Annotated in this window: 14 protein-coding genes; 6 read left to right on the plus strand and 8 right to left on the minus strand. The window is 42.8% G+C overall.

The genetic code is table 11. The annotated features are described in order from the left end of the window. Nucleotides 1–20: 20 nt before the first annotated feature. The 3 genes from IQ244_RS01205 to thrB form a co-directional block, all read right to left on the minus strand. The gene (locus IQ244_RS01205; RefSeq protein ID WP_193889230.1) at nt 21–1,634 is read right to left on the minus strand and encodes an NAD(P)H-quinone oxidoreductase subunit 4; all 1,614 of its coding nucleotides are present in this window, start codon (nt 1,632–1,634) and stop codon (nt 21–23) included. A gap of 301 nt (nt 1,635–1,935) precedes the next feature. After that, complete coding sequence (locus IQ244_RS01210) at nt 1,936–2,442, minus strand: hypothetical protein (protein ID WP_193889231.1); 507 nt, start codon at nt 2,440–2,442, stop codon at nt 1,936–1,938. Nucleotides 2,443–2,539: 97 nt separating this feature from the next. Then, nucleotides 2,540–3,454, minus strand: a complete 915-nt coding sequence (thrB, locus tag IQ244_RS01215) for a homoserine kinase (protein WP_193889309.1) — start codon at nt 3,452–3,454, stop codon at nt 2,540–2,542. Between the two features lie 116 nt (nt 3,455–3,570). On the opposite strand from thrB, the gene IQ244_RS01220 reads away from it, so the two are divergent. Continuing rightward, the gene (locus IQ244_RS01220) at nt 3,571–3,795 is read left to right on the plus strand and encodes a hypothetical protein (RefSeq protein WP_193889232.1); all 225 of its coding nucleotides are present in this window, start codon (nt 3,571–3,573) and stop codon (nt 3,793–3,795) included. Between the two features lie 20 nt (nt 3,796–3,815). After that, entirely contained in the window at nt 3,816–4,328 is a 513-nt protein-coding gene (locus IQ244_RS01225) for a DUF29 domain-containing protein (protein ID WP_193889233.1), read from the plus strand. 202 nt (nt 4,329–4,530) lie between these two features. Here IQ244_RS01225 and thrS read toward each other — a convergent pair whose 3' ends face one another. Continuing rightward, entirely contained in the window at nt 4,531–6,372 is a 1,842-nt protein-coding gene (gene thrS / locus IQ244_RS01230) for a threonine--tRNA ligase (protein ID WP_193889234.1), read from the minus strand. A gap of 354 nt (nt 6,373–6,726) precedes the next feature. Here thrS and IQ244_RS01235 point away from each other — a divergent pair, with 354 nt between their 5' ends. Continuing rightward, nucleotides 6,727–7,044: a DUF2605 domain-containing protein gene (locus IQ244_RS01235; protein ID WP_193889235.1), complete on the plus strand. Its 318-nt coding sequence runs from the start codon at nt 6,727–6,729 to the stop codon at nt 7,042–7,044. Nucleotides 7,045–7,302: 258 nt separating this feature from the next. Next, the gene (locus IQ244_RS01240; RefSeq protein WP_193889236.1) at nt 7,303–7,617 is read left to right on the plus strand and encodes a DUF2973 domain-containing protein; all 315 of its coding nucleotides are present in this window, start codon (nt 7,303–7,305) and stop codon (nt 7,615–7,617) included. Nucleotides 7,618–7,731: 114 nt separating this feature from the next. Here the strand turns inward: IQ244_RS01240 and IQ244_RS01245 are convergent, their stop codons facing one another. The 4 genes from IQ244_RS01245 to IQ244_RS01260 form a co-directional block, all read right to left on the minus strand. Continuing rightward, a complete protein-coding gene (locus IQ244_RS01245) occupies nt 7,732–10,023 on the minus strand; it encodes an amylo-alpha-1,6-glucosidase (protein ID WP_193889237.1) in 2,292 nt (763 codons plus the stop codon). Between the two features lie 406 nt (nt 10,024–10,429). After that, on the minus strand, nt 10,430–10,504 hold the full coding sequence (locus IQ244_RS33155) for a tetratricopeptide repeat protein (RefSeq protein WP_322746014.1): 75 nt from the start codon (nt 10,502–10,504) through the stop codon (nt 10,430–10,432). A gap of 26 nt (nt 10,505–10,530) precedes the next feature. Continuing rightward, nucleotides 10,531–12,249, minus strand: a complete 1,719-nt coding sequence (locus IQ244_RS01255; protein ID WP_193889238.1) for a caspase, EACC1-associated type — start codon at nt 12,247–12,249, stop codon at nt 10,531–10,533. A 10-nt stretch (nt 12,250–12,259) separates the two neighbouring features. Then, nucleotides 12,260–12,640 carry a hypothetical protein gene (locus tag IQ244_RS01260; RefSeq protein ID WP_193889239.1) on the minus strand — a complete coding sequence of 127 codons (381 nt, stop codon included), beginning with the start codon at nt 12,638–12,640 and terminating at the stop codon, nt 12,260–12,262. A 646-nt stretch (nt 12,641–13,286) separates the two neighbouring features. Between IQ244_RS01260 and IQ244_RS01265 the strand changes: the two genes are divergently transcribed. After that, the gene (locus tag IQ244_RS01265) at nt 13,287–15,293 is read left to right on the plus strand and encodes a DICT sensory domain-containing protein (RefSeq protein ID WP_193889240.1); all 2,007 of its coding nucleotides are present in this window, start codon (nt 13,287–13,289) and stop codon (nt 15,291–15,293) included. 149 nt (nt 15,294–15,442) lie between these two features. Then, nucleotides 15,443–15,862 carry a photosystem I reaction center subunit II PsaD gene (locus IQ244_RS01270; protein WP_193889241.1) on the plus strand — a complete coding sequence of 140 codons (420 nt, stop codon included), beginning with the start codon at nt 15,443–15,445 and terminating at the stop codon, nt 15,860–15,862. Nucleotides 15,863–15,945 lie beyond the last annotated feature (83 nt).

A 15,945-nucleotide genomic window follows, 5' to 3' on the forward strand; every position in this document is an offset into this window, starting at 1 on the left:
ACCCTAATTAGGATGTAATCTTACTTTGAAATATTAACTAAATTTTCAACTGAAGCATTAGCCAAGGTTGGCGCGGTAAAAATTTGCGAGTACAAACTTGTTGGCTGTTGACGAGCCACAACTGGTAGGACTTGACGCGCGTGAGTAGCTACTTCTACTGTTTTCACATCATAAGTCTGCGTTACTAGTTTGGGATAGAACCCGATACCGATGATGGGAAGTAGTAAACAAGCGGTGATGAACAATTCACGAGGTTTAACATCAGCCACTACAGCATCTAGATGTAGTTCTTCACTTTGCTTACCGTAGAACACTTGGCGCAGCATGGACAGTAAGTAAATCGGTGTCAAAATCACGCCGACTGCTGACAGTAGCACAACTACAATCTTGAAGCTGGAACTGTAAACATCACTGGTAGCGATACCGAGGAACACCATCAATTCGCCGACAAAGCCACTCATTCCGGGTAAAGCGAGAGAAGCCATTGCACCAGCAGTATACAGCGCGAAGGTTCTAGGCATTACCTTACCAATGCCACCCATTTTATCCATCATTAAGGTGTGGGTGCGTTCGTAAGTTACCCCAGACAAGAAGAATAAACTAGCAGCAATCAAACCGTGGGAAACCATCTGTAACATGGCTCCACTAATTCCAATCTCTGTGTAGGAAGCTAAACCAATCAGCACAAACCCCATGTGAGCAATTGAAGAGTAAGCCAAGCGGCGTTTGAGGTTGGTTTGAGCAAAGGCGCAACAAGCACCGTAAACAATATTGACTACACCTAAGATTGCTAAAACTGGAGCGAAGTAAACATGAGCATTAGGCAACATTTCAATGTTGAAGCGAATTAAGGCATAACCACCCATCTTCAACAACACACCAGCCAAAATCATGGAACCTGGTGCAGATGCTTCACCGTGAGCATCCGGTAGCCAAGTGTGTAAGGGGAAGATTGGCAACTTCACACCGAAGGCAATCAAGAAACCAGCGTAAACTAATAATTCCAAGGCTTTAGGATATTGTTTCATTCCTAGAGATGCCATGTCGAAGGTGACGGTATCTCCGTAGAATGCCATCGCAAAACCAGCTACAAGAATAAATATTGAGGCAGCAGCAGTATAAAGAATAAACTTGGTAGCAGCGTAACGACGCTTTGCGCCACCCCAGATGGAAATTAGCAAGTATACAGGAACTAGCTCGATTTCCCACATCAGGAAGAACAATAGCAAGTCTTGGGCAAGAAACACACCCAACTGAGCGCTATACATTACCAACATCAACCCATAAAACAATCGCGGCTTGTTGGTAACTTTCCAAGCCGCGAAGACTGCTAGTGTGTTGATTAAGCCTGTTAACAAGATGAGGGGCATCGATAAGCCATCAACTGCTACAGACCAATTTAAACCGATTTGGGGAATCCAAGAGTATTTTTCGACAAATTGGTAAGTTGAGCTTTGAAAATCATAGTTGTGCCAGAAGGCATAAATCATTAAGGCAAAATCCGCGATCGCAACTCCTAAACCATACCAGCGGACTGTTTTTCCTTCTTTGTCTGGAATTATGGGTATGGCTAAGGCAGCCACTAACGGCAAGGCAATTATGGCAGTTAGCCAGGGAAAATCAATTGCATTCATCACTTCTGACAATCGTTTTTTGTTTTCGCTTTTAATTACATTATATTAAGGAATCGTTACTTTTGTAAACGTTATTTATCTCCAGAAAACTAAATTTTAATTATTGATGAGTATCTATACTCATTAATTCTGCAATTTTGACCATAAACAGGAATAAATACTTATCCAATTTCATGGCAAGTCCATTCTAGGTATAAATTTTTGTAACGTCAACAAAAACGGCGGCATCAGCCACCGTTACATTCCTTAACTAAAAGTAGGTCTAAGCAGGTATTTTACCCTGAAGATTTTGGGTTAACCTCTAAACGATGCGGTTGACAATTGTCCAAACTTCCCCATCAGAACGGACATAGGGAACTGAGATCGTCTTGAATCCGGTAATAAAGGGCTTGTAATAAACCTGCCAATATAAAGGACTGAGGTAATCAGCCGAAGATTTCAACTGGCGGATTTCACTTGTTAGTTCCGCAGCCAGTTCGTTAATGCGTTCGGCGTGAACCTGTGCCACTTTTTTCGCTTCTTCTAGTTGCTGGTGTATGGTGAGTTCTTTTGACTCAACTTGCCAACGAGTTAATTGGGCTTGTTTGTGATGTAGCTGGTTTGTCAAAGCAGCGATCGCATCATCGATACCTTTGAGTTCCACTGACAGTTGAGCATTTTCTCTAGCTTGGCGGCGATAAGCCTCAATCATTGCTGAAGGTGTATTATCGCCCGATATTTCATTAATAATAGTCAGAGCAGCGCGTTCTTGCTGAAGAACTTGAATGTGAGACTTGAGTGATACTATCTCGGAATGAATCTGATCCATAGTTAAAGTGTAAAGTGCTGTTAGCGGTAGCGGGGCGTTTAGCCCGTGCTGAGTTTTGAGTGCTGAGTTAAAGATTATACTTCTCCCTCTGCCTCCTTCATAAAATTGTTGCGCCTTGGGTGTCTAAAGCAAGCGATCGCACAACTGCATCAATACCTGCCGCTTTCCAGGCTGAAGCCATTGCCAACTCTACATCTGAGGAATGTGCAACATCGGCTAAAGCCAAAAGCGTCGGCCCCGCACCACTAATCACCATCCCGAATGCACCAGCCGCCACCGCCGCCGTATTCACCGCATCGTAACCAGGAATCAAAGCTTTACGGTAAGGTTGATGCAACTTATCTTGTAAAGCCGCCCTTAACCATTCTCCCTTACCAGTTTCTAAACCGCGTAACAATAAACCTAAATGGGCAGTATTAAAAATTGCATCTGCGCGACTAAATTCAGTTGGTAAAACCCGCCGTGCTTCCGAGGTGGAGAGTTCAAAATCGGGAATCGCCACCACTGGAACTATACTCTCATGCCAAGGCACATCACAAATTTCCCAACCAGCATCACTAGTAGCCGCCAGACGACATCCGCCAATTAATGCTGGAACTACATTATCAGGATGTCCTTCCATTGCGATCGCCAACTCCATCACCTGCACCTGAGATAGAGGTTCACCCGTAAGTTGATTCGCCGCCACCAAACCACCAACAATGGCTGTCGCTGAACTACCCAAACCCCGCGCCAATGGAACACCCAAACCAATCTCAATTTTCACAGGCGGCGGTGTCTGATCTATATATTGATATAACTTCAAAAATGCCTGATAAAGTAAATTACTCTCATCAGTTTGCACTCGTTCGGCTTCTGCACCTGTGACATGAATTGTTAAACCACCTTCATCTAGGCGTGTAAACTTAAACTGGTTACAAAGCGTCAACGCTGCACCAATGCAATCAAAACCAGGCCCCAAATTAGCAGTTGTAGCGGGAACCTTAACCGTAACAGAAGAAATAACAGACATCTGCAAATACTCACCTAACCGATCAACCAGCATCCCATGTAACTGGTTGATTTGTTCATTGCTCAACCTCATTTGGGGGACAAATGGGGGCTATATGGGGGTCAAATAGGGGCTATATGGAAGTTCTGCAACTAACGACAACTGTTGATGCTTCTGAGCATTTGCATCTTGAAATTCCAACACAGCTATTGCCAGGCAAAGTAAATATTGTGATTTTGCTGAGTCCGGTTACATCAGACAGCACGAAGAAATCTAATTATGATTTTTCTAATATTGCTGGTAAATTAGTTTGGCAGGGAGATGCACTAGCAATACAAAAAGTGTTGCGGGATGAGTGGTAGTTGTTACTTATTAGATATCAATGCAAATACCTGAAGCCAACCCAAAAACGGCAAAAACTCCAATGGCTGGACTAAATCTCTACGAAACAGATTTTTATGCTTGGACACAAGAACAGGCAATGTTACTCCGCAGCAAACAATGGAATCAAATCGACCTGCCAAACCTGATTGAGGAGATCGAGTCTTTGGGTAAGCAGCAACGGCAGGAACTTCGCAATCATTTAAGTGTGCTAATTGGACAGTTGCTGAAATGGGAATATCAACCTCAAAATCGTAGTCGTAGCTGGTTGGCAACACTTCGCATCCAGCGCCGAGACATATTAAGACTACTGAAAGACAACCCCAGTCTTAAACCTTATCTTGATGATGCACTACAAGAAGCGTATGAAAATGCTAGGGACTTGGCGATGGGAGAAACCAATTTACCAGAACAGACATTTCCTCCTACTTGTCTTTATACCTTAGCTGAAATTTTGGATGATCGCTTTTATCCAGGTGAGCCGAGTGAATTAGTGGACAATTCAGAATCATAAAATATTTGAATCAACATTTTGATCCATTTGGTAACTCGTGACGTTACTGAATCCGAAGATGAAGTTTATTTCACGCAGAGGAGCAAAGACGCAGAGAGTAAGAGTTTAATTTAGGGCATTTGTTAATTTAATACTTCTATTTAGCAATGCCTAATTCGGATAAGTTGCTGTAGGCTGGGTAAATTGCCCAGCCTACTTGTTGCTAGAAGTTATCGAAATTAGCGATCGCATCTTTCAATTTCTGTACCACTTCATCTACAGAAACTGCGCCTAATTCCCCAGAAGCGCGGGTACGAATGCTTAAAGAGTTGGTTTCAACTTCCTTTGCACCTACCACTGCCATTACAGGTATTTTATCTTTCTCGGCGTTGCGGATTAATTTACCCAAGCGATCGCCACTGGTGTCAACTTCTGCACGGATACCCAAGGTCAGCATTTTTGCTACTACAGCTTTCGCAAAGTCTAGCTGTGCATCACTTACAGATAGCAAGCGAATTTGCACAGGTGCTAACCACAAGGGGAAATCACCCGCATACTCTTCAATTAATATGCCAATCAGCCGTTCTAAGGAACCAAAAGGCGCGCGGTGAATCATTACCGGACGCTTGCGCGAACCATCTTCAGAGACATACTCTAAATCAAAGCGTTCTGGTAAGTTATAGTCAACTTGCACAGTACCTAATTGCCATTCTCTTTCCAACGCATCTTGGAAGATAAAGTCGAGTTTTGGCCCATAAAATGCCGCTTCGCCAATACCTTCAAAGTGATCCATTCCTAATTGTTCCACGGCGCGGCGAATCGCACCTTGAGCTTTTTCCCAAGCTTCATCGGAACCGATATATTTATCACTTGCAGGGTCACGGAAACTAAGTCTAGCTTTGAAGTTCTTCAGTTGCAGTTTATTGAATACCGATAAAATCAAATCCACTACGCTGAGGAATTCTGCGTCTAGCTGTTCTGGGGTGACAAACAAGTGAGAGTCATCCACCGTAAAGCCGCGCACTCTGGTTAAACCGCCTAATTCCCCTGATTGTTCGTAGCGGTAAACAGTGCCGAATTCTGCCAACCGCATCGGTAGTTCTCGATAAGAACGCAATTCACTCTTATATATTTGGATGTGGAAGGGACAGTTCATCGGCTTCATGACAAAGCCTTGCTCAAGTGCGGCTGCGGCTTCATCCTCTGCCATTAAGGGGAACATATCTTCCTTATATTTTTGCCAGTGACCGGAAGTTTTAAATAAATCCACCCTAGCAATATGCGGAGTTACAACAGGTAAATAACCACGCTTTAGCTGTTCTTGTTTGAGAAAGTCTTCTAAGATACTCCGCAATACAGTACCTTTGGGAGTCCACAAAGGTAAACCCGGCCCCACTTGGTCAGAAAAGATGAATAATCCGAGTTCTTTTCCGAGTTTACGGTGGTCACGGCGCAGTGCTTCTTCTTTGCGGCGCTTGTACTCTGCTAGTTGTTCGGGAGTTTCCCAAGCAGTACCGTAAATACGCTGTAACTGCGCTTTGGTTTCATCACCACGCCAATAAGCACCCGCAACGCTTTCTAAATCTATGGCTTTCGGGTTCAAATCTTGAGTATTTTCAACGTGAGGCCCGGCGCACAAATCCCACCATTGATCACCCAAGTGATAAATAGTAATGGGTTCTTTCAGGTCTGCCAGAATTTCTAATTTATAAGGCTCGTTGATTGCCTTAATCCGGCGTTCGGCTTCTTCCCGGCTGACTTCTTCTCTTGTTACTGGCAATTTGCGATTAATAATCTTAGCCATCTCTTTTTGGATGGCTTTGAGGTCTTTGTCAGTAAATGGCTCTGGACTGTCGAAGTCGTAGTAAAATCCATTTTCTATCCAGGGGCCGATTGTAACTTGCGCCTTGGGAAACAGCTTCTGCACTGCCATTGCCATCACATGAGAAGTTGTGTGGCGAATCTTTTTTAAGTTCTCTGATTCGCTGGTACGGGGTAAATTAATTTTTTCTGGTTTTTCTGCTTGATGCAGATCTTGATTAGGCGACATTGGCTGCTGAACCATTGGCGAAGTGATTGCAAAAAGTAATTTATTAGTTAAAATGCTGAAAATATTACCCAAATATAACATAGGGTTATCTTTCAGCTTGACAGACTTTTAACTGCACTGGATGCACTCTAGCATTGCATGAAGTCTGAAACTTGATCTTAGCTTGCCGACAGTGTTTTCTCTTGTCTACAGTCTTGAGCCTTAATTTTATGGGGCAAAGGTATTATGTCTTGATTGCGGAAATTTAAATTTTGTAACTACTACGACAGATTTATTTAACTATCTTTCTGAGGACGTAGCATATAATAATGTTAAGTTTTGTAAAAAACGTTAATATTAATCAGAAAAATAGAAGTATCCTTCAGATCTATGCAAGACTCAAATTTACCAGGGACTGAGTTGCTAAAAACCGTCTTAGAGCCTTTGTTACAAGACTTTGAATATTGGTTTACGCGATCACGCAACCTTTTGGAAACTGAGCAACTCTCATTTATGAGTCATCAAGAAAAATCTGACCTGCTGTTACGAGTCAAGCAAGCACAAGCAGAGTTAAATACAGCAAAGATGCTATTTACAGCCACTAATCAACAAGTCGGAATTGATATGACAACTCTAAAGCCTTGGCATCAACTGGTTACAGAATGCTGGAAGGTAGCTATGCGCTTCCACCAAGAAAGAGAAAATTAAAATGTACCGACTAATTGACACTACCGGTATATGACATGATTCGCATAGATACTTTAAAATCCTTAATAAATTTTTTATTAACAAATAATGTATCCTATGCTACCGTAAGTTGAATAGCCTTTGACAAATTTTTCCATATTAATAATATAGGCGCATTAAAAGTGCGTTAAACATTTACACCCGCTGAGATTCCCAACATCAGCGAAGTTTTTCAGTATAAGATTTTTAAACTTGCTGCCCCTGGAGGAAACCCATATTATGTTGCACCTACTTTACATTCTTGCTTTTACGATTCTTGCTTGTATCGCCGTGGCTAATTTAATTCGTAATCTAGTCATGTTTAGTTTTGATCGAGAACGAAATTATCCAGCCAGATCTTCTGCAATGGGTAATCAAGGTTATCTGTCAGCCAGAAAATCAGTCCCCCATCCAGAATTGTTAGATAGTGCTGGCAATATTATTAAAGAACCCCTCTTAGTTATGCGCTCAATTAACGTTGAAGATGCTAGACAGCAATTAGATGCTATTTACGAAGCTTCTCCAGGACAAAAAAGTGAAAATCATGAAAAATAGGTCATAGGGGCTAGAAGCTAGACATTATATATAAAGCAACAGACAAGTATTAAATGTTGAGTTCTAGCCCCCAATCTCTAACTTCTAGCCCTATTGAGACTTGATAGTTAAAGATTACGCTTCAATAACTACGCGAAGATTACCGCGTTTTTTAGCTACGCGACAGGCAGTAGTATTACCAGAACGCTCAAATTCTAAATCTAGAATTGTGGTGCCAACTCGTAAATTGTGAAATGACAGCTGATTAATCGACTCTGGTAAAGCGGGGTCGATAATTCGTAGGCAGTTATTTTGTGCGTCTGGGACTAAATTAACGATCATTTGCAGCAGTTGAAATACGCTACCAGTAGCCCAAGCTTGCGGTGTACAAGCAACAGGATATTGTACAGGGGCATTGTCACCATTGCGTTCGTAGCCGCAAAAAAGTTCTGGTGGACGTTGGTAAGGCTGTGTACTCGTCATGTCGATCAAACCTTGGAAAAGTTCCAAGGCTTGATCAATTAAACCGAGCGATCGCAAACCTGTCGCAATCAAAGAATTATCATGGGGCCACACTGAACCAATGTGATAACCCATTGGATTATAAGCCGGAGACAAACTGCTTAAAGTCCGAATCCCCCAACCATTAAACATATCCGGTGCGCGTAACCTTTCAGCCACACTGTAAGCTTTTTCCGGGGTAAAGATACCCAACTGCAAACAATGACCAGGGTTAGATGTCACACTATCTACCTGTTTACCCTCGCCATCTAAAGCTAAAGCACAAAAATCTTGGTCTTCTATCCAAAAGTCACGATTAAACCTCACCTTAAGATTTCTGGCTTCTTCTTGCCAACGGTCAGCTAAATCCAGCCGCTTCTTCATTCTGGCAATTTCCGCTAGGCGAATTTTAGCCGAATAAACGTAAGCTTGGACTTCACATAGAGCAATTGGCCCGTTAGCCAAATCTCCCTTCCGATCAACAATACAATCGCCTGAGTCCTTCCAACCTTGGTTAGTTAAACCCCGTTGAGATGTGCGATAGTAACTCAGATAGCCAGTTGCTTGCAGATGACGATCAATCCACTCCATTGCAGCTATAGCATTTGGCCACAAATGTTCTAAAGTTTCGTGGTCATTAGTCCAAATGTAGTATTCGCCATAGAGCATCAACCACAGCGGCGTAGCGTCAACTGTACCGTAATAAGGCGTATGGGGAATTTCTTGACAACGAGCCATTTCCCCCAAACGTAATTCGTGGAGAATCTTACCTGGTTCTTCTTCGCGCCATTCATCCTCAGTTTTACCTTGGTATGCTGCCAATAGCATCAAGGTTTCTTTAGCAATTTGCGAGTTTAAGATTAATGTTTGGGAAGCCGTAATCAGGGAATCTCGACCAAACAGCGTTGAAAACCAAGGTACGCCAGCGGATACCGTCTTGTACTTGCCAAAGGACTGGCGTAACAAGTACAGATCTTGTTCAGCACGGTCAATGACATGATTGAGGATAGTTTTGTCTGAACTAATGCGGGTAATTTGTTGCACCCAATTTTGTTCTTCCATCAATTCTGCGGCTTTGGCTTGTCCGAGGGTAAAAGCTGCACTAACGGTAGAACTAGAGGTATTGTTGGTTAACAAATTGATGCGATAGCCGATTTTGAGAGTTTCGTGAGTTGCTAACTCTAGCTGCCATACGGCTGTGTAACCTTTAAAGTAATCTGGTAGGCAATGCTGGAATTGGATACGCGACTCCATCACTAAGCCATCCAGACCTTGATAGGCTAATGTTAAGAATTCTTCTTTATGTGCCTCACCAAAGTAAGGCGATACAACCACCGCATCACCATTCAAAGTGGTTCCGGCTGAGGGTGTAGGTTCTATGAGACGTAAAAGTTTACCTCGTTGAGGTCGGTCATAACCGCGCACTTCAAACAAATCGACAAAATCCGCATCAAAGCTAAGACTAAGTTCAAAACTGACAGTAGTGGTACTGTAGTTAGATACTTCGATTTCTTCAAATAGTGCGCCATTGAGGACAATTTCGCGGCGAATACCGATATTTTCAGCTTTGAGGCGATCGTCAATTTTGGGGTTAGTACACAAAACAGAAAGAGAAAATCCTTTTTCCGCAGTGCTACCCAGGAGTACAGGCGATCGCCCATCAATTTGTAATTCCAGACGGTTGAGAAATCGCGTATCACCACAAAACAATCCCATACTGGGGTTGCCTTCATTCAGAGAACAGCCAGAAATGTTCCCTATCGTATCTGTCACGAGAAATAAATCATCATCTTTTACCGTCATAGTTGGTTGTGGTCTTTCACTCACAACACAAGGCCACTCTGGTATAGGTAATTGTTCTGCTGGGATAAAAGTCTTTCCATCCAGGGAAATTTTATCTTGGGTGATGAGCAAATCTGGTGTCATTCGCCAAAGTTCCGTTTACAGGTCTATATGTTCGTAGTTGGAGTAACTTAACAGCCCCAAATTCCAAGCTGAAAGAATACTGCTCAGAACCGCAAAAAAAAGATGTTATGGAAAACTTATTTTGACAAAATTTACATAACAAATCTTTATAAATTTATATTGTTTAAGTTTAAAGTCAAGGCTGAGAATAAAGGATTTTCATCTCTGGTTACATCAGCCCTGGTGTATATTCTGCTTTTACTAGTTTTATCTTCTATTTTCTAAGATAGACCTTGGAAAACTGCTGAGTACTTTTAGCATCGTGGTACGCAAGCCCGCCGCGATAACTGAAAAATAGTGTATTTTTCATAGACGATTGAATTGATCCGCCCCTTGATTGTCTCCTAATTTAGACTTGGCTAACCCACTATATGTTGTAGGCTTCGGCATAATCGGGGTTGAGTTTGGGGGCTTGATTGTAGTCGGCGATCGCCCCCTTGATTTTTTATAATGATAATTGCTGCTCAACTAACGATTTGGAATACAATATATAATTCTTGACATATAAGACTTGCGCGTCTCGTGATTGCCACCATTAAGGGTCACTGCCCACGGAAGTTGCCCTGGTGGGTTACTAAGTTTAAAGGGTATATTCTTATTAGGGATAATATAAATAAAAGAACCGTCTTCCTTTAAATACGCCCACCCAACACGAACAGCGAACTTTTGTAAGTTATTATTCACATCACTGGATTGCCAAATGCGCCTCTGTACGCTAAATCCGAATTGATCTTGACTATTTTTCATCCAGAGTTTGTCGATATTGACTAAATCAGGGCAAGGCAATTTTTCAAAGTCTTTTTCTTTAAGATATTCTTCTCGCTGTTTACCAGCTACTTTCTCCATTATTCGAGCAGTTTCATCATCAGCTTCGTTGAATTTCCCCTCTTGTAGCAGGCTTTGTAATAAAGCGTATTTCGGGTTAATCCACGTTGTTTGCGTATAGATTAGAAACCCTGCTACCCCAACTAAAACAGCTGCTCCACATACAAACCAATAGATTTTAACGTTGCCAATATTTGTAAACCATGATTCAGATTTTGATTCATCTAGTTGATTGTGGAAGTGGGCTTGAGCCTGAATCGCTATCCCAGGCACACCTGAAGGTTTAATTGCTTTTTTCTGGGAAATAAATTGAGCCTCAATTTGAGCAATGTCTTCATCTCTGAGGTTTAAAACTCGCTGCAAGCGTTTTAATTCGTTCTGAGTGTCGCTACTAAGAGAATGCTCACGCTGAATAGCCTCAACTAAAACTTGCTCATAACGCTGCAATTTTTTCTGGTACTCCTGGTAAGGTTTAAGCACCTCATCTTCAATTACCGCAGCAACTTCAGGTTTAAGTCCCAGTGCATCTCGTAGTGCATCTAAGGCATTACGTCCTACAACAGAAATCATGCCACGAATGGCAAAATGCTCAACTTCTTTGCGATACCTTAACTTGGGATCTTCGGTGGGTGCTTGAGCAAGATGGATCTTGTAGCCTTCTTTGACAGCATAGATTTCTGGTTTCATTGCTGGCGCAGCTTCTTGGACTTTCCCTTTGGCATACTCATGTAATTCATCAATTGAAACTACACCATCGCTATCGAGGTCTGCTGCTCCAGTTTCAATCCCCTCGACTAGATAATGAGTGTAAGTCGAAAGGTCTGATCCTTCCTGTTCAAAGGAATACTGGGTGGAAGTTGAAGATGTGAGGACAGCCCTTCCTTCCCCTCCCAGTTGTTTTTTAACATCTACAGAACCGTCATCCTTAGCTAACCAACCTTCGGCAAATGCTCCACTAAAGCAACAATCGAGAATTACAACTTGTCGCCTAGAGCGGCTATTGCTCATGATGTCTTGTAAAAAACTGGCTGGAACCGCTGTTGCTCGGATTAGTTCTCCCTGGTGGGTTTTACGAGTAATACGAGTAGCAAGGTGGAGCTTGCCGTTGTCATCTTTGACCCCATGACCAGAGAAAAACAGCAGCACCAAGTCATCTTTTGTACGACCCGAAAACAATGTTTCAATTGCTTCCTGCATCACTAGTGGCTCAGGATTTAACAACGTTTTAACATCATCAAATCCACCCATATCAGGGTGCTGTAATACTCTCTGGATCGCCTCTACGTCTCTGGTAGCTCCAGGCAATGGGGTCAAACCCGGCTCGTAATCACTGACCCCGATCGCAAGCGCCATCTTAGCCATTTTTGACCTCTTATGTGGATTCTATAAATTGTTGGGCTGCCTGAATTGCTGCTAACAGTTCTTGCTGGCTGCTTGCTGTGACTTTGAGTTTCTTGCCGTTGGCTTCAACTTCCATTGTGATCGCTTTACCACGCAGGCGATCGCTTAAAAATCCAAACAGATTCTTGATATTTTGTGCATTCACCTCAGCTGTTAGCAACCCGACTATAGCTGCACCAAAGGCTTTGTTACCTGCTGGTGGGTTAGGATCGAGAATACTTTTAACGTCTTTTACTTCTTCCAAGTCAAGCATTTCGCGCCGAAGGCTTTGGGTTAACTTTTCCAATGCTTCGTCATCTAACTGAGGGTTTCTCAGATCAAGCGTGATTTGTATATCAGATGTAGTAGGCATAATAAATTCTCGGTTTATGGATAAGACTTCAACTAATAGTCTCAAAATTCCCGAAGAGTCTCTTACTTCCCATATTTCAGAGGTTGTCTTAAAAGTCTGGCAAGCTGGCAAGGTATAATTTTACTTTTTTGACTTAGGTTAATCTGAGAATAAATATAGGTTTTAGCTATCTACTGAGATAAACATCTGTGCTACATATTACAAATCAGAACCAAAAATCTTTTTTGAGCATCTTCTCAGAAGAATACTACTTTTGCTTATTTGATACTAGTCTTATTTTTCATCTAGGACGTACGCTGGTAATCAACCGAACTATATTACAAAAGGTCTATATGTCCAAAACTCTTACCAGGAAAAAATGACAACCATCTCCTGTAAGCGATGCTGGTAAATACTAGTTATTTTTGTGCATTAAACTCCTTCGAGAATGTATATTGAGCGTAGTAGCTTATGATTTAAAACGTCCCGATGTCCACAAGTTAGCAGCATTGAGTGGAAGCAAATCACTGCTACTGCCTTTTAATAGCGCAGTTTAGGATTCTTTACATAATGCAACTGCCTGCCTAGCTTGAGAGTTCATTGTAATTTGTACAATGCAGCTGTGACGTGGATTTTTTCTGTGAAAGTGGCTCCTTAAACAATATTCATGAGCATTTCGACTTCCGTGCTGAGTGATCTGCTACAGTTCATTCCTTATCTGCGGCCCCAGCTATATTTCAAAGCTTCACTAACCGCCCTCTCCCACGCGATGGAAGATCAGGTTTTGGCGGCGACTTTAGACAGGCCTTTGGTAATTGCCAGCTTTCAACGAGAGCGATTTTATCGTCAAGAAGCTCATCGCTATCAAAGGTTGGCGCAGCGCAGTAATCAAATATACGTTTTATCTGCACCAGAAACGGACTTTGCCAATAGCTCAGAATACTATGAGAAAGTTGCCTTTGAAGCTGATGACGCTTTAACTCAAGAGTGGCACTTAGTAGTGATTGCTGATAATTATGCTACTTGCTTAGTGTGTCGAGAAAACCTCGGCTCTATTGCCAAAAATCAGCAACTACCAGAGTTTAGTTCTGGCCTCGACATAGACACAGCACGCAGGTTTGAGGGGGTTTGGACATCCGAGCGGGGAGTCAGCATTAAAGCGGCACAATTGTTATTAGACAGGATTATAGTTTATCGACCAGACTTAGCCAGCAAAGTCAAGGAGGCACGCCAACGATTTGGCATTGGTGAGCCAAGAACTTATTCGCAAATCGGACAAACCGAATTTGCTTGTGATATTGATACCGATCCCTTTGTGCAGCGGTTGGTGACTTATTTGCAAGCTAGTCAGTATAAATTGCACAAAGCTTATCGCTCAATTATTGCCCAAGCCCGCAAAGAACGTTTGGTCAATTCTATTAGTACGGCAATTCGGCGATCGCTTGACCCCCATGAAGTTCTGCAAATCGCTGCCCAAGAATTAGGGCAACACTTAGGGGCAAGTCGTTGTTTAATTTACCGCGCTCAAGCTACAGAAGCTCAAGCAACAATTGAACATGAATTTTTGACGGCTGGTGTTTTATCTGTGTACGGGCAAACCTGGGATTTAGATAATAATCTGTTATTTCAGGAAGTTGTGCAGCAAGGTGAAGGGGTTTGTGTGGCTGACACCCTGAACGACTTGCGGATCAGTAATTCCACAGCCCTTTCCTTAATTGCCAAAAAATTTAGTATTCGTTCTTGGTTGATGGAACCAGTGTTATCTCAGGGACGACTGCTAGGGATTGTGGAATTACACTATTGCAGCGTACCACCCCACCAGTGGCAAGCAGGGGAATTTGATTTGGTCAAAGCGATCGCCACCCAAATCGGAGCCGCCTTAATTCAAGCTGAAGCCTACGCCAACCTCGAAGAACTCAACCAACAACTAGAAGCCCTTGATCGTACCCGCAGCAACTTAATCGCCATTACCGGACATGAACTGCGTACCCCCTTATCTACCATTCAAGTGTGCTTAGAAAGCCTCGCCAGTGAACCAGATATGCCTTTGGAATTACAGCAGGTAATGTTAAATACAGCTCTGACCGATTCCGAACGGATGCGGAAACTCGTCCAGGATTTTCTCACCCTTTCTAACTTAGAAAGCGGCCGTGTGGAATGGCATCCCGAATCACTCACTTTACAAGAGTGTGTGGATTTAGCACTCAGCCGCATTCGTACCCGCCCCACAATGGAAAATCCTCCCAAGATCACGGCGGAAATTCCCGATAACCTGCCCTTAGTCAAAGCCGATGGTGATTGGCTAGTGGAAGTATTGGCAAAACTCATCGACAACGCCTGCAAATTTACGCCATCTGAGGGGGAAATTTCCCTTTATGCCATCCAAAATGCCACTCAGATGGTGGAAGTCACTGTGGCGGATACAGGGCGTGGTATTGAGCCAAATCGTTTGGAAGTAGTATTTGACCGCTTTTATCAAGAAGAAGGGGCGCTACGGCGTACCGCGGGCGGCACAGGTTTGGGTCTAGCAATTTGTCGGCAAATTGTCAATGGTTGGGGTGGGGAAATTTGGGCAGAGTCCACAGGTAAAGACCAAGGTAGCCAGTTTCATTTCACCATTCCTATCGTTTTGGGTAGCCAGGAAGAGAAGCGGATAAAGGTGAAGAGTAAATAGTCATTAGTCAATAGTCATTTGTCCTTTGTCATGAAAAATAACAAATAACCAATGACGAATGACAAACAACTGTTACAGACTATAACGCGATCGCAATATGATCGTAATGGCGGTGTTACGATGCCCTAAAAACCTTGAGAGAATGCTCTATGGCAGAAACACTTTCTGGAAAAACCCCACTGTTCGCTGGTAGTACTGGCGGCTTGCTCACCAAAGCAAAAGAGGAAGAAAAGTACGCTATCACTTGGACAAGCCCCAAGGCACAGGTGTTTGAATTACCTACAGGTGGCGCTGCTACCATGAACCAAGGCGAAAACTTGCTGTACTTAGCTCGTAAAGAATACGGCATTGCTTTGGGCGGTCAACTCCGCAAGTTCAAAATCACAGACTACAAGATCTACCGGATTTTGCCTAACGGAGAAACCACCTTCATTCACCCAGCAGATGGTGTCTTCCCTGAAAAAGTTAACCCAGGCCGTGAGAAAGTACGTCATGTACCCCGTCGCATTGGCCAAAATCCCGAACCCTCAGCACTCAAGTTCAGCGGTAAACAAACCTATGATGCCTAGAAAATAGGTACAGGTTCCAGGGGACTGGGTAAGAAAAAGTATGAAGTGTGAAGTGTAAAGTATGAAATTAATTTCATGCCTTA

Source organism: Nostoc sp. LEGE 06077 (assembly GCF_015207705.1).
In the GTDB taxonomy this organism is placed as follows: Bacteria; Cyanobacteriota; Cyanobacteriia; order Cyanobacteriales; family Nostocaceae; genus Nostoc_B.

Excerpts from the sequence above, each read along its gene's own strand:
- IQ244_RS01265 (WP_193889240.1), top strand. The coding sequence starts at position 13,287 with ATGAGCATTTCGACTTCCGTGCTGAGTGATCTGCTACAGTTCATTCCT.
- IQ244_RS01235 (WP_193889235.1), top strand. The coding sequence starts at position 6,727 with ATGCAAGACTCAAATTTACCAGGGACTGAGTTGCTAAAAACCGTCTTA.
- IQ244_RS01255 (WP_193889238.1), bottom strand. The coding sequence starts at position 12,249 with ATGGCTAAGATGGCGCTTGCGATCGGGGTCAGTGATTACGAGCCGGGT.
- IQ244_RS01210 (WP_193889231.1), bottom strand. The coding sequence starts at position 2,442 with ATGGATCAGATTCATTCCGAGATAGTATCACTCAAGTCTCACATTCAA.
- IQ244_RS01205 (WP_193889230.1), bottom strand. The coding sequence starts at position 1,634 with ATGAATGCAATTGATTTTCCCTGGCTAACTGCCATAATTGCCTTGCCG.
- IQ244_RS01225 (WP_193889233.1), top strand. The coding sequence starts at position 3,816 with ATGCAAATACCTGAAGCCAACCCAAAAACGGCAAAAACTCCAATGGCT.
- thrB (WP_193889309.1), bottom strand. The coding sequence starts at position 3,454 with ATGTCTGTTATTTCTTCTGTTACGGTTAAGGTTCCCGCTACAACTGCT.
- IQ244_RS01270 (WP_193889241.1), top strand. The coding sequence starts at position 15,443 with ATGGCAGAAACACTTTCTGGAAAAACCCCACTGTTCGCTGGTAGTACT.
- IQ244_RS01220 (WP_193889232.1), top strand. The coding sequence starts at position 3,571 with ATGGAAGTTCTGCAACTAACGACAACTGTTGATGCTTCTGAGCATTTG.
- IQ244_RS01260 (WP_193889239.1), bottom strand. The coding sequence starts at position 12,640 with ATGCCTACTACATCTGATATACAAATCACGCTTGATCTGAGAAACCCT.
- thrS (WP_193889234.1), bottom strand. The coding sequence starts at position 6,372 with ATGGTTCAGCAGCCAATGTCGCCTAATCAAGATCTGCATCAAGCAGAA.
- IQ244_RS01240 (WP_193889236.1), top strand. The coding sequence starts at position 7,303 with ATGTTGCACCTACTTTACATTCTTGCTTTTACGATTCTTGCTTGTATC.
- IQ244_RS01245 (WP_193889237.1), bottom strand. The coding sequence starts at position 10,023 with ATGACACCAGATTTGCTCATCACCCAAGATAAAATTTCCCTGGATGGA.